Genomic DNA, 23057 nt, shown 5'->3' with positions numbered 1-23057 from the left:
CCTCGGCGTCAGTAGCGCACCGGAACCACCCGGTGAACCGCCTCCAGCTTAACACCCCCGCCCCGTCAGTACCGCACCGGAACCCCACCACGACACAGGAGAGGAGGGGCGCTGACCATGCCCCGCGACACCACCCTGAACGAAGAGCTCACCTACCACTTCGCCCTCGATCTGCTGCGCTCCCGGCGCGTCTCCGTGCCGGGGATCGTGATCTACCTGGTCGCGATGCTCGACCCGACCGAGGAGGCGACGGCATGAGCCCCGAGGACACCACCGACACCGAAGTGGACGCCATGAACGAGCGGCTGCGCGCTCAGGTCACCGCCGCAGAAACCCGGATGAAGGACCTGCAGGCAGCCTGCCGCCTCGGCGACCGCCGGAAGCTCCGGCAGACCGCCGACATGGCCATAGAGCTGGCGACCTTCGCCGAGGGCATCCACCACACCCTGGCCCGCCTGGCCGAGCACCTCGAGAAGGAGGAGGACCGATGAGCGCCACCTGCACCGCCGACGACGTCGAGTGCGGTCACTGGTTCCGGGAGGACGACAAGTGCACCGCCCTGGCCGTCCCCCACGGTGAGCACTGCGCCCGACACGGCGGCGACCGAGAACTGGACCTGTTCGTCGCCGAGCACGAGGCCGACGACTGCTGCCCCCTCCACCACGAGGAGGACGAGACCGTGCACCTGGTCGACGGCGTCCACATCCAGGAGGCCGCCTGATGGGTGTCACCCACACGGACCTGGTCGCCCAGCACCGACCCGCGCACGTCCGCCGAAAGCTCCGCCTGTGGGCGCCCCTGGCCGTCATCGGGTCCAGCATCTACATCCTCAACTTCCACGACGCGGGCCTGGCCCTCTCCGGGGCCGGGATCGCGACCATCGGCGTCCTCGGTCTGATCGGGGATCAGACGAGCATGGACAGGAGCGCACTATGAGCCTCACCTTCGACCCAGCCGCGCACCGGTACCGGCTCGACGGCAAGCCCGTCACCGGGGTCACCACCCTGATCTCCAGAGGCACCCCGAAGGAGGCCCTGATCTGGTGGGCCGCGACGACCGCCGGAGAGTGGGCCGCCGAGCACAAGGACGAGCTGGCCACCATGGCAGATGAGTCGATCATCCGCGGCGCCCAGCGGGAGCACATGCGCCGCCGCGACGACGCCGGGATCACCGGCACCGCGGTCCACGCTCTGGCTGAGCAGCTGCACGAGCACGGCACCGTCGAAACCTCAGACCCGCTGCTGGCCAGCTTCGTGGAGGGGTACGCAGACTTCCTGGACGCGTGGGACATCACCCCGGCGCTGTTCGAGCGGCCGTGCGCGAACCGTACCCACTGGTACGCGGGCATGTTCGACCTGCTGTGCACCTCCCCGCACCTGGCGGGTGGGGAGCTGGTGCAGATCGACCTCAAGACCTCCAAGTCGGTGCACGGCGAGACCGCCATGCAGACAGCCGCCTACTCACGGGCGGAGTTCTACGTGGATGGGTTCGACACCGAGACCCCCATGCCCGAGATCGCCGCCACCTACGTCGCCCATGTGACCCCGACGCACCGGGACGGGGCCGCCGCGAGGTACCGGTCCGCACCCCTGGGTACGAGCCTCTATGCCCTGGCCCAGACACCCCGCCAGCTCGAAGACCACTTCTCCTGGTTCCTGCACGCTGCTGCGACCGCGAAGACCACGACCAAGCGGGACCGACTCATCAAAGACCCCCTGACCACCCCCGAGACCACCACCACGGACGCCGCCACCACGGCGGCGGCCTGACCACCGGAAGGAAGCACCATGACCGAGATGACCAGTTTCAACAGCACCAGCCCCGCCCCCGCACTCGCGCCCACCGGGCAGTCGCCGTCCAGCGTCGTGCAGATCGCAGAGTGGGCGGCCGAGCTCGATGCCGCGCACAAGCTCGGCACCGCGCTGGCGACTTCCCGTTTCCTGCCCGACTCCCTGACGATCGAGAACAAGAAGCCGAAGCCCGCCGAGCAGGTCGCTGCCGACGCCGCAGTGATCATCCTCGCCGGGAAGTCCCTCGGCCTGGACCCGCTGGCCAGCGTGCAGAACATCTTCACCGTGCGCGGACGGCCCGCGATGTACGCCCGCACCGCAGTCGGGATCAGCATGTCCCACGGCCACGAAGTCGAGCGCACCAACGCCGACCAGAACAGCGTCACCGTCCGGGCACGCCGCAAGGGTGCCCGCGAGTGGCACACCTTCACCTGGGACATGTCCCGCGCCAAGCAGGCCGGGTACGACTCCAACCCGCTCTACCAGCGCGACCCGATCGCGATGCTCACCGCGAAGGCCCAGATGGAAGCCTGCCGCAACCTGTTCCCGGACGTGCTGGCCGGCATGCCGTACTCGGCCGAGGACATCGAGCTCGAAGACCTCGGCGAGGTCCAGGAGACACCGAAGACCACCGTCAAGCGCAGCACCCGGTCCAAGAGCACCAGCGGCACCAAGTCGAAATCCTCCGGGAAGTCCACCAAGGAGGAGCCCCCGGCCGAGCAGGAGACCCCGGAACCCGCGCCCACGCCCGCTGAGGAGTCGGCAGAGGACCCCGCCCCGCAGGACTCCCCGGCTGGTGATGAGCCGATCCAGCAGCAGACCTGGGACGAGATCAAGTCCCTGCTGACCGAGAAGGACCCGACCGCGAAGCCCGGACCCTGGGCCATGGAGACCATCGGCCGCACCGTGAAGCGCTGGCAGGACTTCACCCAGACCGAGGGCGACCAGATGCTGCAGCTCCTCATCAACGGAGAGACCCAGTGACGTCCCGCCTGACACCCGAGGACGCGGCGAACATCTGGATCGCCGCGCAGGATCTCGCGAACGCCGCGCTCTCGGCAGCCCGTGTCACTGAGCTCGAAGCACAGGGCGTCCCACCCGTTGACGAGGACGACGCCGAGAAGCGGGCGCAGGTCCACATGAGCTACGAGGCGAACCGTCACCGCCTCCACGCCACCATCGCCCAACACGTCACAGAGAAAGGCGCCAACCAGTGAAGCGATCCCTCACACCCGAGGCGGAGCAGGCCCAGGGGCGGGCGCTGAGGATCCTTGCCCAGCGCGGCTGGTCTGCCCAGCGTCTCGCCGACACCATCGGCGTCTCCGGGGACATCATGCGTGGCCTGACCAACGGGGTCACTGTTCCCCACCGGTCCAACATGGCCCGGATCCTCCACGGGCTGGACGCCGTCGAGGCCGGCACCACACCCGAAGAGATGCCCCGCCCCGAGGACCAGCACAACATGCGGGCCCTGGCCCGATTCATGGACGCCAGGCGCCGCCGACGCCGCACCCGCACCACCCAGAACTCACGAGCATTCAGGAGAACACCCGCATGAGCACGAACACTCTGACCATCACCGGCAACCTGACGGGACCGTTGGAGCTCCGCTTCACCCCGTCCGGTGCGGCCGTCGCGAACGGCACCATCGCCTCCACCCCCAGGAAGTTCAACCGCCAGACCAACGAGTGGGAGGACGAGCCCACCATCTTCATTCGCTTCTCCTGCTGGCGCGCCCTGGCTGAGAACGCCGCCGAGACCCTCAGCGAGAAGGGCCTCCCGGTGGTCGCCACAGGCAAGCTGAAGTCCCGCCCGTTCGAGGACAAGGAAGGCAACCAGCGGACCTCCTGGGAGCTGGACGTGGAGACCATCGGCCCCGACCTGCGCTTCTCGACCGGGCAGGTACGACGACACCGCCCCGGGTCCGGCAGCACCGGGTCCGGAGGGTTCGGCGGTGGTGCGGCGAACACCTACGACGCCACCAGCAGTGGTGGGGGCTCCGGGTTCGGCGGCCAGTCCGCCGACCCCTGGGGAGGACAGCCCACCAGCGCGGGCGGATCCGGCTGGCCCGCCGAAGAGCCCCCGTTCTGAGCTACACCCCTTGATCTGGCGTCCCCGGGTCTTCATCCCCTTGCGGCCCGGGGACGCCCCTCCCCCACCACTGACCAGCGCGGGGACAGCATGACCCACATGCCAGCGAACAAGCCCCGCAATCAGCCCATCGCCCTCCGCCGCGCCCACAACTGGCCCACATCGAGAGCCAAGGGCAGGTGGCGCCGCCAAAACCGGGCACGCATCGCACGCGACGCCCAACGCACCCGAGACAGAGAAGCAGCCCGCACACCATGAGCACACCCAGCACCGCCAGCGTGCTGCGGCCCACGGTGTCGCCGACCCTCGCACAGGACCAGTGATGCCCCTTGCCACCACGTAAGACGGATGGACCTGACTTCCGCAGGATCTACGTCTCCATCTGGGACGACCCCGACTTCACACGGTTGCCGCGACGCGCACAGCACCTCTACCTGATGCTCATCAGCTACCGGCACACCCGCAGCACAGGGGTCCTGGACTGGGCGCCCGGCCGGTTCGAGGACTTCGCAGCCGACGCCGACAGCGACGACCTCACCGACGATCTCCACATCCTCGAGGACGCCGGCCTGGTGGTCGCTGACACGAAGTACGCCGAGGTGCTGATCCGCACCTACATGAAGCACGACTACCACCTGAGCAACGGCAACAGGGCCGCCGGCCTCGCCTCACAGTTCCAGTTCATCAAGTCCCCGAAGATCTACGACGCCATGCTGCGCCAGCTCGGCCGCCAGTACCGCGAGGCCCCGGACCTGAAGTGCTGGGAGGTGTTCCGCCGCAAGACCCCGGAGGCCATGAGGACGATCCAGGAGCACTCCGAGAAAGACGAGAGCGTCGACGCCGCGTTCTGAGCTCTGAGCAAGTGACCCCCTTCCACCACGTGGGAGGGGGTCTTCGTATGCCCAAGGAATCCTGTGGATATCTCCGAGCGTAGGCAGCGTGCCAAGGCGGACCCGAGACGCCTCCTCACCATCGACAGTGACCTCCCGAGTCACTGCACCAGTGACTCCTGAAGTGACTTCGACAGTGACTTCGACAGTGACTTGCGAAGTGACTTCACAGGTGACCGGATCCCCGGAATGACGCGGAACCGAAGTGACTAGGGAAGTGACTTCCCAAGTGACTAGGGAAGTGACTTGGACGGTGACTCCCGAAGTGACTGGGCAAGCAAATATCTCAAATATCCCAAATGACCTACTCACCTCTCCTACGACACTCACCTCTCATAGAGCCCACCTTTAAACACCTGGTTACGAAACTGAACTTGGTCACCAGCGCGCGAGAGAAAAACAATCCACAACTGTGGAAAACAGAGACTCCGCGGAACCAGAACGAACCCGCCGCATCACCGCTGACACCCGAACCCCGCCCGCGCCTGCCCCGACTCCGGGGCCTCATGTGATCCACTCCGGAGCTTCTGCGGTTCCGTGCGCCGTTCTGCGGGCCTGGCACCCCGTCGCGGGTGCATCCACCCCGCCGGGGGCCTGCTGGGCCGGGAGCGTGGCACGCAGCGCCGGAGAGTGGCATCTCTGATGCCAGGCTGGCGAGGCCATTCCCTGGCGCTTCCTCACCCCCGGTTGGGGTTGCTTCACCTCCGATCCTTGCTATAGTTGTTGTCGTCAGTAGGAGCACATCAACCACGGAGGAACCATGACCACCACGACCACCAGCAGCAGCCCAGACATGGGCATGCTCGAAGAGCTCGCCGACGAGTACGCGACCCTCGCCGCTGAGCACGAGACCATCAGCGCCCGCATGGAGGACATCCGCAAGGCTTTCCGGTCACTGGCCGTCGGCCACACCCACGACGTCGGACCCCTGACCGTGACGGTGTCGCGTAACGCCCGGTTGAACACTCGGGCGCTGGCGGCTTCCTACCCGGAGTCCGAGGCCCCGGAGCTGTACAGCAGCAAGATCGACACGGGTCGGGTGCGGGAGCACCTGGACGAGGACATGCTCGAGGACTTCACCACGGAGGCCGACCCGAAGGTCACTATCAAGGTCACCGGCGAGGCGCAGGGGGCCGCAGCATGACCGCCGGCCACGACACCCACACGACTGCGGTGCTCGACGTGGAAGCCACCATCGACCGGCTGGACGATCACCACCGGGAGGCACTGGCGCTGCTGCGGCAGCAGGTGATGACCATGGACCGGGCCGGGCGCCCCAAGCACGGGGACGACGCCCAGGGCCTGGTGCGTGTGATCGGTCGGGAGGACATCACCTGTCGGATGACGATCACTGTCATCCGCCCCAACCGCCGCGGATATGGACCCGGCGTGGAGGTCTTCGGCGGGACCGTGGAGAACATCATCCAGGACATCCACGGGGTCTGCGCGGTGACGTTCACACACGAGCACACCCGGATGCGGAGCATCACGGACCAGGACCTCGTGCTCCTGGTCGATCAGGGCTTCATCACCGGCGACCTGGTCGAGGCGGAGGTGGTGGACCAGTGAACACCTGGACCCCGCACCGTGCCCGTCGCCGGGTGCCCACCGGGGAGGCCGCGGAGCTCCTGGCCCGGATCAGTCGGCACGCGTCGACCGTGGAGATCTCGGCCCGGTCCGGGTTGACCATCCGGACGCTGCGCCGGGTGCGGTCCGGCGCTCAGCCGACCGTGCACATCGAGACGATGCTCGCTCTGGAGGAGGCCGCGTTCGTGCTCGGCATCGGCGACTGGCCCGAACCCCACACCCTGGAGGCAGCCGCGTGATCACCCTGACTGACATGTTCTGTGGCGCCGGCGGGAGCAGCACCGGCGCCCTCGAGGTCCCTGGTGTCGAGGTGCGCACCGCGATGAACCACTGGGACCGCGCCATCGAGACCCACAACACCAACCACCCGACCACCGACCACGTCCACGCGGACATCTCCCAGGTCGACCCCCGCTACGTGCGACGATCAGACATCCTCTGGGCCAGCCCGGAGTGCACCAACCACAGCGTGGCGAAGGGACGCCGGAGGGCCACCAACCAGCCGGACCTGTTCACCGGGGAGACCATCGCCGACGAGGCTGCCGAACGGTCCCGGGCCACCATGTGGGACGTCCCCCGGTTCGCTGAGCACCACGACTACAAGCTGATCATCACTGAGAACGTGGTCGACGCGGCCCGGTGGGTCATGTGGGACGCATGGCTCCACGCGATGGACTCCCTCGGCTACGACCACCACGTCGTCTACCTCAACTCGATGCACGCCCAGGCGTACGGGCTCCCCGCACCCCAGTCCCGGGATCGCATGTACGTCGTGTTCTGGAAGAAGGGCAACCCGGCCCCGGACTTCGACGCGCTGCGCCCCTGGGCGGAGTGCGACACCTGCGGGCCTGTCCAGGCCGTCCAGTCCTTCAAGAACCCCACCTCGCGATGGGGCAGGTACCGGGCCCAGTACGTCTACCGGTGCCCCAACGCGACCTGCCGCCACTCCATCGTGGAGCCGGGCTGGCTGCCTGCCGCGTCCGCGATCGACTGGTCCATCCGGGGTCAGCGCATCGGAGACCGCGACCGACCCCTGGCCGAGAAGACGATGCGCCGCATCCGAGCCGGCCTGGCCAAGTACGCCGACCACCGGATGGGTGAGGGGTACCGGCCGCCGCTGATCGTGAACAACCTCTCCGGCAACGACGCAGGCCGGGCCGCGACCGCGTGGGATCCGCTGCGCACCCTGGTCGCCGGCGGGCTGCACGAGTCGCTTCTCGTGCCGGTGGAAGGCCGGGACGGCAAGGACGCCCGGGCGGTGCACGAAGTGATGCGCACCCAGACCACCCGCAACGAGACCGGGATCCTCACCCCGGCCTACATCATGCGCAACAACTCGAGCACCGGCGACGGAGCCGAGATGGTCACCCCTACCGACGAGCCGCTGCGGACGTTGACGACGAAGGGCCACCAGTCGCTCCTGGTTCCTGCCGGAGGCACCTGGCATGACGCCGCCCACCACGTGACAGACCCGCACCGGGCGTTCACCACCCGGGAAGCGCACGCGCTGGTCACTCCGGCCGTGCGCAACACCATGGTCACCACCATGCGTGGCACCAGCCCCGGCCAGCTCGAGGCATCATCCCGCCCCGCAGACCAGCCCATCGGCACACTCACCGCCGGCGGCAGCCACCACGGGATCACCGCCTACGAACCCGACCTGATCGACGTCGACTCCGCCGAGTTCCGGATGCTGCAGCCCCACGAGATCACCTGGGGCATGAGCTTCCCCCGCGACTACGTGATGCTCGGCAACAAGCGCGAGCAGGTCAAGCTCGCCGGCAACGCCGTCACCCCACCAGCCGCACGCGACCTCATCGCCATCGCCGCCGCCACCCTGAACTGACAGGAGGAGCCCATGACCACCCCACCACGTCACACAATCACCCCCGCCGAGCTCGAGGCGGCCGCCCGGGCGTCCTACGAACACGACGCCGAGCGGCACCGGGTCCTGACTGGCCGCTGGCCTGACTGGAACGCGCTCGGCTTCGAGGTGCAGGCGAGCAACGTCGCTGCATTCCGGGCAGGGCTGTCCACCATCGGAATCGAGGTGCAGTCATGACCGCGCACCTGATCACCGACGAGCAGGTGCGGCGCGTCCTTCGCCTGGCAGACCTACACGCCGACAACCCGGACGCCTGGCCCCTGCCGTCCGCGCTGGACCCGAGGGAGCAGCTGTCCATGCTGCTCGCCAACCTGCCCCGGGTGGAGGATGGGCGCCTCACCATCAATGATGTGCAGGTTCAGGCAGCGATGGCCGCATGGGACCTGCACCGGCCAGATCCCGACAAGGAACTCCTGGACAACCTTCACGACGCGATGCGATCCGCTCTCCGTGCCGTGGGCATCACCGTCGAGGAGGACGACCGATGAGTCCGGCCGTCCGAAGGATCGCCGCTACCTGTGAGGACTGCGGCCGGGCACTCCGCCCCCGAGGCACCAGCCTCGAGGACCACCCCGGCACCCTCGTCGCGGTCAGCAGCACCCGCTGCTCCCGCTGCGCCAAGACGCACAGGCACGGGAAGCCCACCTACAGGAAGCACCCCAACATCACCGTCGGTGACCCCTGCGCCGAATGCGGACGCCCCATGCGCCCCAACACCTACACCATCGCCGAGGCCCCCGGCACCGTGGACCACTTCCACCACGGCATCTGCCGCACCTGCGTCCGCCGCACAGAGCGCCTCGACGTCCGCACCCGGCCACCCCGGCCCAAGCCCGTCGAGCCCCCACCCGCCGGGCTCGAGTCCGACGACCCCACCATCCGGTCCGCGGCCGCGAGCCTCGCCCGCTTCATGAGCCGGCGCCGCCGCGGCACCCCGACCCCAGCAAGGAGCACAGCCCCATGAACCGGACCCCCAACCCAGCCCGTCGTCAGCCGATGTCCGAGCAGATGCAGGAACGCCTCTTCGAGCGGATGATCGGCGGCGGTGAGAAGCCCGACACCAGCCCCACCCTCGGCGAGCTGGTACAGGCGGCCGATCACTTCGCACGCCGCGCTGAAGCGAACACCAATGTGTCCGGGCGGCAGAAGCATCAGCGGCGCATCGCTCACATCACCGGCATGATCGACCAGCGTCTCGGCTACGTCGACCAGGAGGACCTGTGATGGCGCCGCAGCGGACACCCAGGTGGCGGGTCGAGCGGCACACCAACCGCGGATGGGTCACCCGCACCCCAGAAGGACACATCATCAGAGACCACCCCACCCACCAGGACGCGATCGGCTGGGCGCAGCGCCGCGCCTACCGGGCCACGCTGCCGCCTATCGTCGGCGCGGTCCTGCACCTCATCGGCCACGGCCCCACGACGGGGCCTGGGACGTTCGACTCCAAGGAGAACTACACCCGTGCCGTATAACCACTCCCGCCCGCGCACCCGGATGTCCGGACCTGAGGCGCTGATCATCCTCATATGGCTGCTCTCCACCCTCATAGGGTTCGGGTCCCTCATCGCCTGGGCCGCCGGCGCAGACCGGTTCCTCATCATCGCTGCAATCATGGGCATCATCGCGACCTTCGCCATGGCCGGATGGAAGATCACCAGCGGCGGGCGGCCCCAATGAGCAGCCGGATCCACGCGCCCCGCCACATGCGGCACCGGCTCCCCGCCGGTACCCGGTGGGTCGGCCGCGGGTCCCCCTGGGAGAACCCCTGGACCGCCCGCCAACGGCTCGCCACCCGCCCCGCTGGTGACGATCACCCCGACGCCGGCGAACCCCACCCCGGCAGGTGGCAATGGGACGTGATCAACCTCCACACCGGGGAGCTCCACCAGACCCACACCGGCCGCTACGGGCACCCCGAACACGAAGCCCGCCGCCAATGTGTGGAGCTGTACGAGGCGCTCACCCTCCCGTACCGGCTCGAGGCCGGACAGCTGAACCTCCACGAGCTCACCGGGCGCACACTCGCTTGCGACTGCCCGACCGGCGCCCCGTGCCACGCCGACGCCCTGGCAACCCTCGCACTCCAGGAGACCCCCGCATGACTACATGGATCACCGAGATCATCCTCAACAACGCCTCCGCACGCCTGCCCAAAGACACCCACAAGATGCACCGCATCCTCGCCAAAGCCACCGATGGGCCCCACCATCTCTGGGCCAATCCCCGCCCCGGCACCCTCATCGTCCAATCTCCCAGCCCCCTCAGGCGCGACGTCCTCACCAACGACGCGCACCAGATCAGATCAAGTCCCATCGACCGAGACTTCACCCCCGGCGATCAACTCACCCTCACCGGCATCATCTCTCCCAGAAAATCAGCGCGCCCGCCAAGTACCAGACAACGGGGAAAGAAGACCTTCCTCACCGTCGAAGAAACCCCCGCCTGGATCATTCGGCACCTCCAGGACGCCGCGACACTTCGAGACATCGACGTCCAACAGCTCCCCCCATCCCACGGGACCAAGCCCAACGGAACCAGGATCGTGTACGGACGCCGAGCCTTCACCGCGCACGCCACCGTCCGATCCCCCGAAGCTCTCGCACACGCACTCGACCACGGGATCGGACCAGGAAAACGCTTCGGATCAGGGCTGATCCTCGGGAGGAAGACCACATGAACGCCACACGACTCGTCCACCAGCTAGCAGGATCACCGCCCCCTCAAGGCGCAGCCGCCCGACAGGTCAAAGGGCATCCCGCCACCTGCGCGATCTGTTCCCACCACTCCGACCGCACCGCTGATGCCGACCGAGCCCTCGGGAAGAACTTCACGGACCGCCGACTCTTCACTCACCCCGGAAGCGACAGAGTATGCGAGCCGTGCCTCGCCGTCTGCTCGGGGAAACCCCCAGCGACGTTCCGCATGTGGAGCATCATCGCCACACCTGGCGCCTCACAGCCCCCATCAGCTGAGAAGGCCGCTGCCTGGATCGGGAATCACCACGGCCTATGCCTCACCAGCCGGGGCGATACAAGCCCGATCATCCAGACACTCACCGCCCCACCCACCGACGAATGGGTAGTCAGCATCGCCGTGTCCGGGCAGAAACACGTTCTGCCCTACGCCCGCGTCAACCACGGCACCAGCCGATGGACCGTGCGCATGGAGACAGTGGACGTCACCTCCACCCCAGACGAGTTCTCCCACATCCACCACCATGCGGTACAGCTCCGGCGCCTCGGTGTCCGGGCAGACGACATCCTCGCCGGTGTCCCGCCCCTCATGCGCGACCGAGACCACTACCACCAGTGGCAGGAACACGCCGCACCGCTGGCCCCCTACACCTCCAGCCCTCTGCTGGAGCTCGCCCTCTGGACCATCACCAAGACCACCATCGACCGGAAGGACCCCTCATGAGCACCACCGACGCACCCACCCTTGACGAGCTCGACGCCGTCACCATCGACCTGATCTTCATCCTCCGCGACAGCCTCACCGAGCTCTCCGCTCTCGACTTCTGGTCCGGTCGGGCCGTATCAGCGATCCAAACCGCCGCCGCCGAAGCCGACGACCCAGGACACGCGATCAGCCGCGCCGCCGAGAAGCTGCAGATCGACTCACTTCCCGGATCCGTTGCAGAGAAGGTCCGCGACATCTCCACCACCATCCGCCGCGACTACCAGGCCTGGGCTGACCACGTCGATCGGAACCTGATCCAGGTCGTCGCTCTGGCCTCCGCCGAGCGAGACCAGCGCCGCCGCGGCACCAAGCACACCCACCAGACCGAGACAGCCACGAATGAGGAGATCCAGTTCTGATGACTACCACCATCACCCCCACCCACCAGCACACCACTCTCACTGCAACCCTGACTTCACCGCTGCACCACGGCGCCGGAACCAGCGGCAACACATCACTCCTGCGCACCATGCAGGTCGTCCAACCCGACGGCACCACCGCCCGCGTCCCTTTCGTATCGGCGAACTCGGTCCGTCATGGACTCCGCGAGGCCCTCGCCTGGCACGTGGTCAACGTCCTCGACGTCGACCACGGATCCCTCTCCAAGGCCGCCGTGGACCTGCTCTGGACTGGCGGCGCAGTCACCTCCACCGGAGCGCGAACCAACCTCGAGCTCTCCCGCCGCATCGAGGACACCCTCCCGTCCCTGGCGATGCTCGGCTACGCGGCCCAGTCCGACATTGTCGCCGGAACCCTGCGGGTGCAGAACCTGATCCTCGCCTGCCAGGAATCCGCGCACCTGCTGCCCACCACCGTCGACACCGACAGGCTGCGCCGGGCAGCGGCCTATCGGGGTAGCGAGTTCGGCACCCGCCACGACGTCTCTGCCTCCCCCGTCGACCGGTTTATCAGCGCCGCGTCCGAGACCGCCGGCGGCACCCAGATGATCTACGACGTGCAGACCATCAACCCCGGCGCCGTCCTCGCCGGCGGCGTCTCCCTCACCCCGGCGGCGACCCGCATGCACCAGGTCACCATGGAGGCCGCACTCGCGCTCTGGGCCCCCGGAGGGGAGACAGGGCTGGCCGCCAAGACCGCCGTCGGCTACGGGTCCGTCCACATCGAGGGCATCCCCGACACTGCTGATGCCTCCCTGCAGGAGTGGACCCAGCATCTGCAGACCCATCGTGGCGAGGTCCTCGACCTCATCCGTGAGGTGGCCGATGGGTGAGCATCTGCGGATCACCGCCCACCTGGCCACCCCCGCGGTCGGGCTGCTGGAACACCCCGCCCCATTGGACGGCCCCCTGGCGTGGGCATACTTCCAAGACGCGATGGCCCGAAGACTGCCGATGGAGCCGCTCACCGCGGAGCACGCCCCGGACGCTGACCTGCCCCTCGGCATCTGGGAGCAGTACGGCACCTGGGGGTGGCGAGTCTCCAGTGCCCACATCCCAGTGGTCGGGGCCCACGATGCGCTGCAGATCCGCCGCAAGCCGGCCACGATCCCCATGGGCCGGTATGCCCGCGACCGGGAGCACCATTCGGGGCTCGGCCCGCACAAGGCCCGCGACTCCGTCATCTCCGCAACCCACCTGGCCACAGTCAGCTGGGACGCCGAGGTTACCGAGGCGTCGCGGCTCGAACAGCTGCTGGGTCTGATCACTCACCTGGGCGGACACCCCTCCCGCGACATGGGACGAGTGGACACTTGGGAGGTCACCGACGGGCCCCCCGGCGGCTGGAAGGAGCGCCCCATGCCTCACCCCGAGGGCACGTGGCAGGGGATCCGCGCCCCGTACTGGCACCCCACCCGGAAGGCTCCTGCACTATGCCCCTGATCCGCACTTCGCGCATGCGTCCCGGCGACGAGGAGGCCTGGGACAAGCTCGAACGCTATGATGCGGCTCTCGCCCGTCGCCTCCCCCTCGACCAGATGGCAGAGAGGGCTAGGCAGGTGATCGTTGACTTCGCCGCTCAAGGCCCCTGCTACGCCTCCACCTCATGGGGGAAGGATTCCACCGTGCTCGCCCACCTGGTCGCCACCATGCCGGTGAGCATCCCCCTGGTGTGGGTACGCGTCCAGGACATCGAGAACCCCGACTGTCTGCTGGTCCGCGACGCGTTCCTCGACGCGCACCCGCAGATCGACTACCACGAGATCGAAGTCGAGGCGTCAGCCGCCCGCTGGTGGGACCACCAGGCGCAGGACGAATCATCCACCCGACGCACCAGCCGCGGCGGATTCGACATTGCCGAACAGCGGTTCGGCGGCCGGCACATCTCCGGGGTCCGAGCCGAAGAGTCGAGGGTCCGGCAGATCGCAATGGGCCGATGGGGAGAGGCCGGACCTCACGCGGCCCGCCCCATCGGCCGGTGGCAGGCCACCGATATCTTCGCCTACCTGCACCACTACGACCTGCCAGTCCACCCGGCCTACTCCTACTCCATGGCCGGGCGGCACGACCGCCGGTGGCTGCGTGTCTCCTCTCTCGGCGGCATCCGCGGCGCCGACCGAGGCCGCGCCGAATGGGAGCAGACCTACTACTCGGAGGTGATCGACCATGCCCGACAATCCTGAACAGGAGCAGGGGCGTGAGCTCGCCCCTATCGATGTGCACGGCATCTGGCCCTGGACGACGCTGCGCTCAGACTCCCGAATCTGGCAGGACAGAAAGACCCACTGGAAAGACAGCGGGGTCGATGACCTCGCCGGACGCCAGCAGGTCGAGATGTTCCGCCATGGGAAGTCGGGCCGGCACCACCGGATCAGTGGTGGGAGGTCCCGGTTCGATCCGTTCCTGGCCGAGCTGGCCTACACCTGGTACGGGGCCTCCCGGGTGATTGACCCGTTCGCTGGAGGATGCACCCGCGGGATCATCGCCGCCGAGCTCGGCATGGATTACACCGGCATCGACCTCCTCGCCGACCAGGTGGCCTCGAACCGGCGTATCGCTGCTGACTGGCCCACCGTGGGGCACGCTGAGTGGGTCCATGGCGACGCCGCCGAGCGGCTGGCTCTGATGCCCGACGACGCGTTCGGGTACTGCTTAACCTGCCCGCCCTACCACCGGGCAGAACGGTACTCCGACGACCCCAGGGACCTCTCCGTCATGGGGTGGGACGAGCACCTCGACACACTGGAGCACGTGGCCGCGCAACTATACCGGGTGCTGGAAGATGATTCATTCATCACGTGGGTCGTTGGAGATCTCCGGGCGCCTTCAGGACATCTACGGCTGCTGCCCGAGCGGACAGCACTGATCCTCGAGGAGGCAGGGTTCCGGCCGGTGAATCATCAGATCCTGGTGACCCCGGTGGGGACGATGTTCCGCATGATTCGCCGCTGGTGGACGAACACCCGATCCGCGGGGCGCACACACCAGCATGTCCTTACATTCGTCAAGGGAGACCGGCGCCGAGCCACAGCGAAGGTGAAGCGCAGAAACGCAGGGAGATGATCATGGCCCACCAGAAACTAATGATGGGAGAGATCGGGGAAGCGTTCGCGAAGAACATCCGAGCTGTTCGTGAGGTCCGCCGCATTGGATACGACGAGATCGTCCGTGTGCTCGCGGAGCGAGGTGTCGTCATGAACCGAGACGGCCTGTACCGCATTGAGACGATGGAGCGGCACGCTCGACTCGACGAAGCGGCTGGGATCGCTGTGGCGTTGAATGTCCCGCTGATGCAGCTCATGACACCAGGCCACCTCGCAATCGTCCCCAACCGTCCGGCTCGATGGGCGCGGGCCCCCCGAAGAACGCTGGGGTCGGTGAGCGCATGACCTGGCGACCCGATCTCCCGCCCCGCTGGGACGGGTACGAAGTCACCTGGTCCGGACGGTGGAACCCACGGGCATCCACCATCCATGCGCACCTCACCGACTACGGAGCCTGCGAGAGCTGCGGATCACTCGCGATCCCTCTCTGCCAGACCGGCGAGTACGCGGGTGTGGGGCTCCGCCTGGCGCACAGCCCACTCCCCCGGCGTCACCGGAGGAAGCTACTACTCGCGTGCCGTTGCGCAGACTGCCAACACACCGTCGTCATCGACCTATACACGCTAGAGGTCTGGGATCTCGACTCCAGCGACTACACCGACCAGGGCAGCTACGAGACCGCCCCACCCTGTTCTGAACGAAGGACCCGCGCATGACCCCGACGCTGACCGTCACCGCCACCCACATCCCCCACCAGCAGGAAGCCGGGTGGCCCTCCCACTGGTGGCACTACCAGCTCTCCGAGCCCCACACCCAGATCGAGCACGACCACACCCGCACGACCTTCACCGACCTGACCGTCGCCCACCTGCCCGACCTCATCGACCCGGAGATGGTCACCACACGGATCATGCCGGCCACCCGCGACGGTGAACCCATCCCAGGGGCGGACGCCCGCACCCTCGACGGCCACCACGACCCGGCCACCGCCGTGCGCTGGTGGCTGCAGCGGTGCGCCCTCCCCCTCGACCCTGCGACAGGCGGGCACCCTGAGACCCCATGACGGCCACACCCACCACCGGCACACCCGTCCTATTGGGCGAGTTCGAGGTGCCCGGCACCCCGGTGCCGAAGGCGCGTCCCAGGGTGGCGCAGGACCGGCGCGGCAGGAACCGCACTCACACACCGGCCCGCACCTTCGACGCCGAGGAAGCAGTCCGGGCGGCGTGGGTGGAGACGGTGCGGCGCCGCTACCTGGACAAGACGTGGCGGTACCGGCTCGAGTTGGAGTTCTACGGGGCTCACGGGTCGGCCGATGTGGACAACCTGTGCAAGCTCGTCGCGGACGCGCTGAACGGGTGGGCGTGGTCGGATGACAGGCAGGTCACTGAGCTGCAGGCGGTGAAGCGGGCCGCTCCGGCGGCTGCTCGGCGCACGCTGGTGCGGGTATTCCGGGTGGGGTGACCTACACCCCGTTCGGGGTTGTGCAACCCCCGTTAGATGCTATAGTTGGTGTGTCAGTTAGCGCCACAACCAACCACCCCATCGGAGGCCCCATGCGCCCCATCTCCCCCACTCACCTGCTGCCGGAGGCACGGCATGACGCCGAGCACCCGCACCAGTGACCCGGCAGCCGTCCTGGACCCCGACCGCAACGGGCACCACGACCCCGGCACCACCCCCGAAGACCACCAGGCGGTCCTCGCCCGCGAGGTCGACGCCTTCCACCAGCACAGGAGACAGGGATGAGGATCTACCGCCGCCGCGGACGGCTCCGCCTCTGGCTCGCATGGGCCACCCACCGAATCAGGACCACGAGGAGACGACCATGACGAACTTGGACAAGACGGTGGCCCACATAAGGGACAAGTCGCTGGATCTGCGCGAGCTCGCGGACGACGTGGAGCAGCTGATCCACGAGCGCGACGAGGCCGTGGCCGCGAGGGACAGGGCACGTGAGACGAGTGCTGCGAATGCTGATGACCTGGAGCGTGTCGCAGCCGAGCGCGACGAGGCCCGCGCCGAGATTGATCGGCTTACCTGCGAGCTGGATGAAGAGCGCGGGCGGGACGACGTGATGGAAGCGCACCGAAAGCTTGGAGAGACGCTGGCGCGAGAGGGCGCTCTCCGTTGTGAACTCGACCGCCTCCGCACCACCGTCCCCCGTGTGATCTCCCCGGAGGAGCTGCGGGAAGGGCAGGTTGTGGCGGTGCGTTTCGGCACGCACTGGGCGGTGCTCCGCGTGGAACTCACCAGCGACGAACCCGAACTCTCCGGTGACGCCCTGTGGCCGCCGGCCAAGGACGCAGACAGCATCGTCCTCCTGTCCGACCCGCCCGCTGACCCTGAGCCGGAGCCGTGGGAGCCGGAGGTGGGCGACGTGGGCATCGTTACTCATTTCAGGGGCGTGGAGCTGGACGAGTCGATCACCGTCCACTCCATGGACGGCCTGTCCTGGTGGCGGACAGACGGTCGAAGCTGGCCGGACGGGGATCGCTTCGCCTTCCCTTCCGAGGTCACCGTGGTCCGCGCCAAGGTGGTGCCGGATGAGTGAGTACGTGCCGACGACAAAGGGCGTCACCCGCGCCTACGTAGAGATGACGGCAGGGCGAAGCGAGGTTCCCGTTCCACGCGAGCGGCGGCGACGTGCCGAGTTCGACCGCTGGTTGGCGGGCATCATCCGTGACGCCAAGGCCGAAGCGCTCAGGGAGTTCGCGGACGCGATGGCCGAGGTGCCCGCCTACACGCCCACCACCTACGACCAGGGCCGCACGGATCAGCGCTGGCAGACGGAGATGGAGATCCGAGTCCGCGCCGACCAGATCGAGACCGAGAGGCCCGACGATGAGTGACTTCGAAGACAAGATTCTGGACTACCTCATCGACGAGCTGGACAAGGAGCCACCACAAGACGCCGGTCAGCACCCGTCCATGGAGTTACACGAGCGTGTCGGTGCCGCGTGGGCCGAGTGGGACAAGGGCGTCCAGGGGCTCAGACTCCTACTCGGGGTGCGGCTGGTCAATGAGGCTATCGAGAGGCGCAAAGCAGAGAGGACCGATGATGCCACCGATTAGGGAATGCCCAGACTGCGGGTGCGAGCACTTCGTCAAGCACGAGCCCAGGTGGCGCGCTGACGGCACCTTCTTCATGCTCCAGACAGGGTGCACATGCCCCGGACAGCGGGAGCGCGCCAAGGGAGGAGAGGACCGACGATGACGACTGATCTGGATGACATCTTGACGCCGCATCACGACGAGGCGTTGAAGTACGCGACGGAGATGGACGGGCTTGTGTCGCTGGACGAGGCATTCGCTGACGGTGCCCGTCACGCACTCACGGAGCCGATCATCCTCCGCACAGCCGAGGAGCTGGACGCGCTGCCCGTCGGTTCTGTGGTGCTGGACTGGGTGGATCGCGCCTACGTGCGGAGCGACCTTCGCGAAGGCTGGTCGTGGGTGGCGCAAGACGGTTACGCGGCAACCCACGACGGGCTGGCCTTGGCGGCGTCTGGCCCCGTCGAGCTGATCCGCCTGCCGAAGGAGGACGCATGAGTGAGACCACGATCTACGGTCACGCGGTGCCGCTGGAGGAGCTGGAGCCGGGAGATACCGTCACGGACGTGATCGTCCTGGCCCGTGCTATCCGCATGGAGGACGACGGGACGATCAGTGACGCGCTGCTGGCCACCGGCACGCCGCAGACCACCGGCCTTATCCAGGAGGGCATGGCCGCTCATCTCGTACGCCGAATCAACACACCCGAGGAGGAAGCATGAAAGCGTACTTGATTATCCACACGGTCAGTGGCCGCAAGATCGCCGGTGACATGGCTCCCATTACCGAACAGGAGTACAGCCAGCTGGTGGACGCAATAAAGACGATTGGATCATTCAATCACTTCAGCACTTTCGTTGAGGGGCGAGAGGTGTTCTTCAACCCCAGGCATATCGAGAGCGTGTGCATCGTCAAGGAGGACGCATGAGCCTCACCGCCGCCCTCATCCTCGACGCGATCCGGGCCAAGCACACGGACGCGGCTATCGTGCCCGAGCTGACCATCAGCGACCTTGACTGGCTGGAACTCTGCGAGCCGGGCACCCGGATGCCGCCTGAGCGCCGAATCGACGCCCTGATGATCCGCACCTTCCAGCGCACCGCCATCGAGATCAAGACGACCAGGTCCGACTTCGCACGGGATGACTGGTACAAGCGCCGCCCATGGGCGCGAGTGGTCCACAGATTCGTCTTCGCGGTGCCGCACGATCTGGACGTCATGGCCCCGCACGGATGCGGCCTCTGGAAGGTCGCCCCTGACGGACGGATCACCGTCGCCAAGAAAGCCATCGTGCAGAAGCACCCCGAACACCTGCCGCAAGAAGTCATCCAGCGCCTGGCCCACCGAGCGTCAGGTGCGCACCGATTCGAAGGAGACGAGACATGAGTGATCAGGAAGCTAGGGAGAGGCTGGGACGAGCCGCATACCAGGTGGACTCCAAGCACCATTTCGGCTACGGCGACGACGGTCTCACCTGCCTGTGCGGATTCACCGGGAACGCCCGTAAGCGCACCCAGACGGAGCACATCACTGCGGCTGTGATTGAGGAGTTCACCGATGACTGACCAGATCATTGCCCGTCTGGACCGGGTGAAGGCCCTCGCAGACGGAGCCACAGATGGACCGTGGGAGGCAAGAGAAGGGGACTACGGGCACGAGGTCATAGCGGATGACCCGGAGCCGGGAGACCTGGTTATAGCCCATGAGGTGACCCAGGGGCACGATGACGGCCAGTTCGACGCGGAGTTCATCGCCGCCATGCGCACCGACGCCGTGTGGATGGAGGCCGTGATCCGAGCCGTGATGGAGAAGCACGCGCCCGATGAGCACAACGAGTGCACCTCGTGCCACACCGATGTCCTCGACCCGGCTCCATGGCCCTGCCCGACCGTGCGAGACATGCAGGACGCGATGGGAGGCGTCCATGAGTGAGGAGACCGCTGACTTCATCCACTGGTCCGACGACAAGGAGGACCAGTGAGCTACGACGACCTACGACACCTCATGCTGCACATCGCCCTCGCCACCGGGTGCGTCTCCCTCGGCCTCGCGGGGCAGGGAAGACCGTGGGTATGGGCCGCGCTCGTGATCGCCATAGGCGGGGTCCTCACGAACTGCGTCATCCGCTGGAAGCTGGTCCGCCGGAGGGCAGCATTCAAGAAGCACGGAGAGCTCCAAGTTCTCACGACCAGCAGCGGGACCCCGGTGACACTCATCGAGGTCACCGATACCGACTGGCGGACCGTGCACATTCCCAGGTGGCTGACCTTCCCCGAACCCCGCAAGGAGACCCCATGAACCCGTTGGACTGGTTCGAGGACATCACGGACCGCCTCGCCTGCCTGATGCGGCCCGGCGGTCACCAGTGGGTGACCACAACCCGGGATGGCATCGTAGAGAACTCGGGGTGCGCCCGGTGCTCCGCACCGTCACCGTTCACCGGTCCCGGCGACGAGACCCCATGCGAGGAATTCGACTGGCTGTACGCCCGGCTCGGCATAGACCCGGAGGGCCCTGAATCCGTACTCGCCCGGCAGCTCACCGAGGCGGACTTCACCCTCATGGAAGACCTCACCGCCATCAGGCACCAGCGCGGACTGTCCCTCGCACATGTGGCCGACCGGATGGGCCGCACCGTGACCGAGGTTCGGATCATGGAGCAGTGCGGCCGCGACCCGCGAATGTCCGAGGTCCGCAGGTACGCCCTCGCCGTCGGCGCGACCATCACCCACACCGCCCAGCCCGCCCGGGTCTGACATCGAGACAGCTCAACTGTCAGCGGCCTCACATACCCTGGTGAGTACGGGGTTCGCACAGCCCCGGTCAATCACACCATGAGAGGAAGCACGGAACATGTCCGAGCTCGCGCTTTCCCAGACCACCCGAGAGGACGCGGTGGCTATCGCGTCGGTCCGGCTCCGCCGGCAACACGCATCCCGCCCTAAGGACGACCCCGCATGGGAGGCGTTCGAATACCTCATCCACACCAAGAAGCTCGACTCGCTCCTGGAGTTCTACGTCGAGGCCTACTGCTACGAACCGAAACGCATCTTCGATGAGCAGTGGCTGACCCCGCAGGAGTTCCAGGAGAACATCAACGACATTATCTCGAACCGGCGGCTCCCTCGTCCTGCCGCGCTCACCGCCGGGTTCTTCCGATACCGGGACCAGCTTCAGGAGCCGCTGACCCACGAGACGGCACAGGTGATCCTGGAACTGATCCGACCGCAGAAGCGGATGACGGACTGGGACGCCGACCGCGCCCGCTGGGGGCTGGACGCTGACGGGGTGGCGTGGGCATGAGAGACATCCTGGACCAGGCGATCCAAGCCGCGAACGATGACAACACTCCCCTCACCACCGTTCTGAGGAACCTGCTCACCGTCGGCCATCGGGTCGGATCGGCCGCACTCAAAGAGTGGGCGGAGAACGAGCTGCACGGATACGGGGAGGAACCAGCACGGCTGCCCCATTACCGGAAGGACGTTCCGACCGCCGTATCCTTTACGTTCGTCCCCATGTACGGAATGGGGCAGGAAGTGCGCTACGCGTCACCGACGGACGTTCCCGACGACGACGGCTTCCGAGACAGCCTGTTCAAGGTGCAGCTGACCCATCCTGCGAGCGAGATGGTCGAGTGGGTGGGCAAGGACAATGGTCCCTCGAATCATGTCGGGGTCCATGTGATCAGCCAGCTCCGTGAGTGGGGCGATCAGAGGAAAGCACCGGCGATAAGCGGCGCTGTACTCAACGGCGTGAGGCGGCAGTTGTCTCCTGCCACCATCGCGGGCGTGGTGGACCAGATTCGCACCACCGCGCTGGAGCTGTGCCTCAGCATCGAGTCGGAGCTCCCGCCGGACGGGGCACCGGACGATGAGCCGGGCCGGGCCGACGCCGGGCCGGGCATGCCGGAGCGGGTCAACAACCTCACCATCCAGTACGTGTACCAGGGAGCGACCGGGCACCTGTATCAGGCGCAGCACATCGACGTGACGGTCAACCAAGGAGACGTGGACGGCCTCCTGAAGGTGGCTCGGGAGCTTGGCCTCGGTAACGACGCGGTATCGGAGCTCCGGGAGGCTGTGGAGGCCGACGGCAGGACGATTGGAGATCGGGTCAAGGACTGGGTTGGGAAGGTGAAGCAGGGCGCGTTCAAGATCACTGGAGAGGCCTCGGCTCAGATCATCGCAGGCCAGATGTTGCTTGCGCTGGGCCAGTTCGGCGGATCCATCCCCGTGGTGTAAGAAGGCCACCGAGTAGTCGACCCGTGCCGTCGATAGAGGAGATGAAGACGATGAGCTCTGACATCCGATACCTGTTGTCCCTTGGCGTGAGTGTTGAGGAGGTGGCGCGGCGTGCGGGTCGGACGGTCAGCGCCGTGCAGGCGGAGCTGGACAGGGACCAGACCCGGACCAGGATGAGGGAGGACTAGGTGTTCAAGGACAAGTTCATCGGCGGGCCCCTGGACGGGGAGGTGCGCGACGTCGCGCAGGAAACCCTGGGCGGGGCCAACGTGCGGGACCGGGAGACCCAGGTGGAGTACACCCGCGCCCCGCACCTGGACACCGAGGAGGTGCGGGCGTGGATCGTGGCAGACTCAGAGCCCGAGCCGGTCCAGCAGCAGACTCCCGCCCCGTCACGGGCGGCAGCCCCGCCTGTGACGGAGGGTGACCCGCTGCAGGTCATCGTGGAGAACAAGCGGGGCCTCACCCTCGGGGAGCTCGCACGGTTCGTGGACGCCGCCCGAGCCAACGGGTGGCAGGACCACCAGCAGGTCGAGGGCGTCTCCGGCTGGTCCCTGCGGCTGCGGAAACTCTCCATGCGGAAGACCTGAACACGCGGAGGCAACACGACCC

The 23057-nt window shown here is 67.3% G+C and carries 46 protein-coding genes; all 46 read left to right on the top strand.

The features are described from left to right. Positions 1 to 117 precede the first annotated feature (117 nt). The 46 genes from ACYVKI_RS10435 to ACYVKI_RS10210 all read left to right on the top strand — a co-directional run bounded on the left by ACYVKI_RS10435 (position 118) and on the right by ACYVKI_RS10210 (position 23035). Complete coding sequence (locus ACYVKI_RS10435) at positions 118 to 258, top strand: hypothetical protein (RefSeq protein ID WP_460690283.1); 141 nt, start codon at positions 118 to 120, stop codon at positions 256 to 258. Then, positions 255 to 491 (top strand): hypothetical protein, encoded by a 237-nt coding sequence (locus ACYVKI_RS10430; protein WP_460690282.1) that lies wholly within the window; start codon positions 255 to 257, stop codon positions 489 to 491. The genes ACYVKI_RS10435 and ACYVKI_RS10430 overlap by 4 nt, the downstream gene beginning before the upstream one ends. Beyond that, positions 488 to 721 carry a hypothetical protein gene (locus ACYVKI_RS10425; protein ID WP_460690281.1) on the top strand — a complete coding sequence of 78 codons (234 nt, stop codon included), beginning with the start codon at positions 488 to 490 and terminating at the stop codon, positions 719 to 721. Before ACYVKI_RS10430 ends, ACYVKI_RS10425 begins: the two co-directional genes overlap by 4 nt. Continuing rightward, entirely contained in the window at positions 721 to 936 is a 216-nt protein-coding gene (locus ACYVKI_RS10420; RefSeq protein WP_460690280.1) for a hypothetical protein, read from the top strand. Before ACYVKI_RS10425 ends, ACYVKI_RS10420 begins: the two co-directional genes overlap by 1 nt. Continuing rightward, positions 933 to 1769 carry a hypothetical protein gene (locus ACYVKI_RS10415; protein ID WP_460690279.1) on the top strand — a complete coding sequence of 279 codons (837 nt, stop codon included), beginning with the start codon at positions 933 to 935 and terminating at the stop codon, positions 1767 to 1769. The genes ACYVKI_RS10420 and ACYVKI_RS10415 overlap by 4 nt, the downstream gene beginning before the upstream one ends. Before the next feature lie 18 nt (positions 1770 to 1787). Beyond that, entirely contained in the window at positions 1788 to 2774 is a 987-nt protein-coding gene (locus ACYVKI_RS10410) for a hypothetical protein (protein ID WP_460690278.1), read from the top strand. Continuing rightward, positions 2771 to 3007, top strand: a complete 237-nt coding sequence (locus tag ACYVKI_RS10405; protein WP_460690277.1) for a hypothetical protein — start codon at positions 2771 to 2773, stop codon at positions 3005 to 3007. Before ACYVKI_RS10410 ends, ACYVKI_RS10405 begins: the two co-directional genes overlap by 4 nt. Beyond that, positions 3004 to 3348, top strand: a complete 345-nt coding sequence (locus tag ACYVKI_RS10400; protein ID WP_460690276.1) for a hypothetical protein — start codon at positions 3004 to 3006, stop codon at positions 3346 to 3348. Before ACYVKI_RS10405 ends, ACYVKI_RS10400 begins: the two co-directional genes overlap by 4 nt. Beyond that, on the top strand, positions 3345 to 3881 hold the full coding sequence (ssb, locus tag ACYVKI_RS10395) for a single-stranded DNA-binding protein (RefSeq protein ID WP_460690275.1): 537 nt from the start codon (positions 3345 to 3347) through the stop codon (positions 3879 to 3881). The genes ACYVKI_RS10400 and ssb overlap by 4 nt, the downstream gene beginning before the upstream one ends. 329 nt (positions 3882 to 4210) lie before the next feature. After that, complete coding sequence (locus ACYVKI_RS10390) at positions 4211 to 4732, top strand: hypothetical protein (RefSeq protein ID WP_460690274.1); 522 nt, start codon at positions 4211 to 4213, stop codon at positions 4730 to 4732. A 799-nt stretch (positions 4733 to 5531) separates the two neighbouring features. Beyond that, positions 5532 to 5915 carry a hypothetical protein gene (locus ACYVKI_RS10385; protein ID WP_460690273.1) on the top strand — a complete coding sequence of 128 codons (384 nt, stop codon included), beginning with the start codon at positions 5532 to 5534 and terminating at the stop codon, positions 5913 to 5915. Then, on the top strand, positions 5912 to 6340 hold the full coding sequence (locus ACYVKI_RS10380; RefSeq protein ID WP_460690272.1) for a hypothetical protein: 429 nt from the start codon (positions 5912 to 5914) through the stop codon (positions 6338 to 6340). The genes ACYVKI_RS10385 and ACYVKI_RS10380 overlap by 4 nt, the downstream gene beginning before the upstream one ends. After that, a complete protein-coding gene (locus tag ACYVKI_RS10375) occupies positions 6337 to 6597 on the top strand; it encodes a hypothetical protein (RefSeq protein WP_460690271.1) in 261 nt (86 codons plus the stop codon). The genes ACYVKI_RS10380 and ACYVKI_RS10375 overlap by 4 nt, the downstream gene beginning before the upstream one ends. After that, the gene (locus ACYVKI_RS10370; protein WP_460690270.1) at positions 6594 to 8204 is read left to right on the top strand and encodes a DNA cytosine methyltransferase; all 1611 of its coding nucleotides are present in this window, start codon (positions 6594 to 6596) and stop codon (positions 8202 to 8204) included. The genes ACYVKI_RS10375 and ACYVKI_RS10370 overlap by 4 nt, the downstream gene beginning before the upstream one ends. Positions 8205 to 8216: 12 nt before the next feature. Next, entirely contained in the window at positions 8217 to 8420 is a 204-nt protein-coding gene (locus ACYVKI_RS10365; RefSeq protein WP_460690269.1) for a hypothetical protein, read from the top strand. Continuing rightward, positions 8417 to 8731: a hypothetical protein gene (locus tag ACYVKI_RS10360; protein ID WP_460690268.1), complete on the top strand. Its 315-nt coding sequence runs from the start codon at positions 8417 to 8419 to the stop codon at positions 8729 to 8731. Before ACYVKI_RS10365 ends, ACYVKI_RS10360 begins: the two co-directional genes overlap by 4 nt. Beyond that, a complete protein-coding gene (locus ACYVKI_RS10355) occupies positions 8728 to 9207 on the top strand; it encodes a hypothetical protein (protein ID WP_460690267.1) in 480 nt (159 codons plus the stop codon). The genes ACYVKI_RS10360 and ACYVKI_RS10355 overlap by 4 nt, the downstream gene beginning before the upstream one ends. Continuing rightward, positions 9204 to 9467, top strand: a complete 264-nt coding sequence (locus tag ACYVKI_RS10350; RefSeq protein WP_460690266.1) for a hypothetical protein — start codon at positions 9204 to 9206, stop codon at positions 9465 to 9467. The genes ACYVKI_RS10355 and ACYVKI_RS10350 overlap by 4 nt, the downstream gene beginning before the upstream one ends. After that, on the top strand, positions 9467 to 9718 hold the full coding sequence (locus tag ACYVKI_RS10345; RefSeq protein WP_460690265.1) for a hypothetical protein: 252 nt from the start codon (positions 9467 to 9469) through the stop codon (positions 9716 to 9718). Before ACYVKI_RS10350 ends, ACYVKI_RS10345 begins: the two co-directional genes overlap by 1 nt. Next, complete coding sequence (locus ACYVKI_RS10340; protein ID WP_460690264.1) at positions 9708 to 9923, top strand: hypothetical protein; 216 nt, start codon at positions 9708 to 9710, stop codon at positions 9921 to 9923. The genes ACYVKI_RS10345 and ACYVKI_RS10340 overlap by 11 nt, the downstream gene beginning before the upstream one ends. Beyond that, positions 9920 to 10348, top strand: a complete 429-nt coding sequence (locus tag ACYVKI_RS10335; protein WP_460690263.1) for a DUF4326 domain-containing protein — start codon at positions 9920 to 9922, stop codon at positions 10346 to 10348. Before ACYVKI_RS10340 ends, ACYVKI_RS10335 begins: the two co-directional genes overlap by 4 nt. Next, complete coding sequence (locus tag ACYVKI_RS10330) at positions 10345 to 10923, top strand: type I-E CRISPR-associated protein Cas6/Cse3/CasE (RefSeq protein ID WP_460690262.1); 579 nt, start codon at positions 10345 to 10347, stop codon at positions 10921 to 10923. The genes ACYVKI_RS10335 and ACYVKI_RS10330 overlap by 4 nt, the downstream gene beginning before the upstream one ends. Before the next feature lie 485 nt (positions 10924 to 11408). Further along, positions 11409 to 11663, top strand: a complete 255-nt coding sequence (locus ACYVKI_RS10325; RefSeq protein WP_460690261.1) for a hypothetical protein — start codon at positions 11409 to 11411, stop codon at positions 11661 to 11663. Beyond that, positions 11660 to 12064 (top strand): hypothetical protein, encoded by a 405-nt coding sequence (locus tag ACYVKI_RS10320; protein ID WP_460690260.1) that lies wholly within the window; start codon positions 11660 to 11662, stop codon positions 12062 to 12064. Before ACYVKI_RS10325 ends, ACYVKI_RS10320 begins: the two co-directional genes overlap by 4 nt. After that, entirely contained in the window at positions 12064 to 12936 is an 873-nt protein-coding gene (locus ACYVKI_RS10315; protein ID WP_460690259.1) for a hypothetical protein, read from the top strand. Before ACYVKI_RS10320 ends, ACYVKI_RS10315 begins: the two co-directional genes overlap by 1 nt. Beyond that, complete coding sequence (locus ACYVKI_RS10310; protein ID WP_460690258.1) at positions 12929 to 13546, top strand: hypothetical protein; 618 nt, start codon at positions 12929 to 12931, stop codon at positions 13544 to 13546. Before ACYVKI_RS10315 ends, ACYVKI_RS10310 begins: the two co-directional genes overlap by 8 nt. Beyond that, positions 13537 to 14286, top strand: a complete 750-nt coding sequence (locus tag ACYVKI_RS10305) for a phosphoadenosine phosphosulfate reductase domain-containing protein (protein ID WP_460690257.1) — start codon at positions 13537 to 13539, stop codon at positions 14284 to 14286. The genes ACYVKI_RS10310 and ACYVKI_RS10305 overlap by 10 nt, the downstream gene beginning before the upstream one ends. Beyond that, positions 14270 to 15166, top strand: a complete 897-nt coding sequence (locus ACYVKI_RS10300; protein ID WP_460690256.1) for a DNA methyltransferase — start codon at positions 14270 to 14272, stop codon at positions 15164 to 15166. Before ACYVKI_RS10305 ends, ACYVKI_RS10300 begins: the two co-directional genes overlap by 17 nt. A gap of 2 nt (positions 15167 to 15168) precedes the next feature. Then, positions 15169 to 15492 (top strand): hypothetical protein, encoded by a 324-nt coding sequence (locus tag ACYVKI_RS10295; RefSeq protein WP_460690255.1) that lies wholly within the window; start codon positions 15169 to 15171, stop codon positions 15490 to 15492. A gap of 367 nt (positions 15493 to 15859) precedes the next feature. After that, positions 15860 to 16210 carry a hypothetical protein gene (locus ACYVKI_RS10290; RefSeq protein ID WP_460690254.1) on the top strand — a complete coding sequence of 117 codons (351 nt, stop codon included), beginning with the start codon at positions 15860 to 15862 and terminating at the stop codon, positions 16208 to 16210. Continuing rightward, positions 16207 to 16611, top strand: a complete 405-nt coding sequence (locus tag ACYVKI_RS10285) for a RusA family crossover junction endodeoxyribonuclease (RefSeq protein WP_460690253.1) — start codon at positions 16207 to 16209, stop codon at positions 16609 to 16611. The genes ACYVKI_RS10290 and ACYVKI_RS10285 overlap by 4 nt, the downstream gene beginning before the upstream one ends. Positions 16612 to 16746: 135 nt before the next feature. Then, positions 16747 to 16896, top strand: coding sequence for a hypothetical protein (locus tag ACYVKI_RS10280; protein ID WP_460690252.1), 150 nt, complete (start codon positions 16747 to 16749; stop codon positions 16894 to 16896). A 79-nt stretch (positions 16897 to 16975) separates the two neighbouring features. Continuing rightward, a complete protein-coding gene (locus ACYVKI_RS10275; protein ID WP_460690251.1) occupies positions 16976 to 17701 on the top strand; it encodes a hypothetical protein in 726 nt (241 codons plus the stop codon). After that, positions 17694 to 17999 (top strand): hypothetical protein, encoded by a 306-nt coding sequence (locus ACYVKI_RS10270; RefSeq protein ID WP_460690250.1) that lies wholly within the window; start codon positions 17694 to 17696, stop codon positions 17997 to 17999. The genes ACYVKI_RS10275 and ACYVKI_RS10270 overlap by 8 nt, the downstream gene beginning before the upstream one ends. Then, positions 17992 to 18222 (top strand): hypothetical protein, encoded by a 231-nt coding sequence (locus ACYVKI_RS10265; protein ID WP_460690249.1) that lies wholly within the window; start codon positions 17992 to 17994, stop codon positions 18220 to 18222. The genes ACYVKI_RS10270 and ACYVKI_RS10265 overlap by 8 nt, the downstream gene beginning before the upstream one ends. Before the next feature lie 138 nt (positions 18223 to 18360). Then, on the top strand, positions 18361 to 18699 hold the full coding sequence (locus tag ACYVKI_RS10260) for a hypothetical protein (RefSeq protein WP_460690248.1): 339 nt from the start codon (positions 18361 to 18363) through the stop codon (positions 18697 to 18699). Continuing rightward, positions 18696 to 18923 carry a hypothetical protein gene (locus ACYVKI_RS10255; protein ID WP_460690247.1) on the top strand — a complete coding sequence of 76 codons (228 nt, stop codon included), beginning with the start codon at positions 18696 to 18698 and terminating at the stop codon, positions 18921 to 18923. Before ACYVKI_RS10260 ends, ACYVKI_RS10255 begins: the two co-directional genes overlap by 4 nt. Continuing rightward, positions 18920 to 19129 (top strand): hypothetical protein, encoded by a 210-nt coding sequence (locus ACYVKI_RS10250; protein ID WP_460690246.1) that lies wholly within the window; start codon positions 18920 to 18922, stop codon positions 19127 to 19129. The genes ACYVKI_RS10255 and ACYVKI_RS10250 overlap by 4 nt, the downstream gene beginning before the upstream one ends. Beyond that, positions 19126 to 19587, top strand: coding sequence for a hypothetical protein (locus tag ACYVKI_RS10245; protein WP_460690245.1), 462 nt, complete (start codon positions 19126 to 19128; stop codon positions 19585 to 19587). Before ACYVKI_RS10250 ends, ACYVKI_RS10245 begins: the two co-directional genes overlap by 4 nt. Continuing rightward, positions 19584 to 19766, top strand: a complete 183-nt coding sequence (locus ACYVKI_RS10240; protein ID WP_460690244.1) for a hypothetical protein — start codon at positions 19584 to 19586, stop codon at positions 19764 to 19766. The genes ACYVKI_RS10245 and ACYVKI_RS10240 overlap by 4 nt, the downstream gene beginning before the upstream one ends. Continuing rightward, positions 19759 to 20133 carry a hypothetical protein gene (locus ACYVKI_RS10235; protein ID WP_460690243.1) on the top strand — a complete coding sequence of 125 codons (375 nt, stop codon included), beginning with the start codon at positions 19759 to 19761 and terminating at the stop codon, positions 20131 to 20133. The genes ACYVKI_RS10240 and ACYVKI_RS10235 overlap by 8 nt, the downstream gene beginning before the upstream one ends. A gap of 45 nt (positions 20134 to 20178) precedes the next feature. Further along, complete coding sequence (locus ACYVKI_RS10230) at positions 20179 to 20499, top strand: hypothetical protein (protein ID WP_460690242.1); 321 nt, start codon at positions 20179 to 20181, stop codon at positions 20497 to 20499. Beyond that, on the top strand, positions 20496 to 20957 hold the full coding sequence (locus ACYVKI_RS10225) for a helix-turn-helix domain-containing protein (RefSeq protein WP_460690241.1): 462 nt from the start codon (positions 20496 to 20498) through the stop codon (positions 20955 to 20957). Before ACYVKI_RS10230 ends, ACYVKI_RS10225 begins: the two co-directional genes overlap by 4 nt. 97 nt (positions 20958 to 21054) lie before the next feature. Next, positions 21055 to 21504 (top strand): hypothetical protein, encoded by a 450-nt coding sequence (locus ACYVKI_RS10220; RefSeq protein ID WP_460690240.1) that lies wholly within the window; start codon positions 21055 to 21057, stop codon positions 21502 to 21504. Next, complete coding sequence (locus ACYVKI_RS10215; RefSeq protein WP_460690239.1) at positions 21501 to 22445, top strand: AbiTii domain-containing protein; 945 nt, start codon at positions 21501 to 21503, stop codon at positions 22443 to 22445. Before ACYVKI_RS10220 ends, ACYVKI_RS10215 begins: the two co-directional genes overlap by 4 nt. A gap of 188 nt (positions 22446 to 22633) precedes the next feature. Then, positions 22634 to 23035: a hypothetical protein gene (locus tag ACYVKI_RS10210; RefSeq protein WP_460690238.1), complete on the top strand. Its 402-nt coding sequence runs from the start codon at positions 22634 to 22636 to the stop codon at positions 23033 to 23035. Positions 23036 to 23057 lie beyond the last annotated feature (22 nt).

It is taken from the genome of Nesterenkonia suensis, from assembly GCF_054782935.1.
Note: the sequence above shows the minus strand (reverse complement) of the source record. Positions and strands in the feature narration are given on the sequence as shown.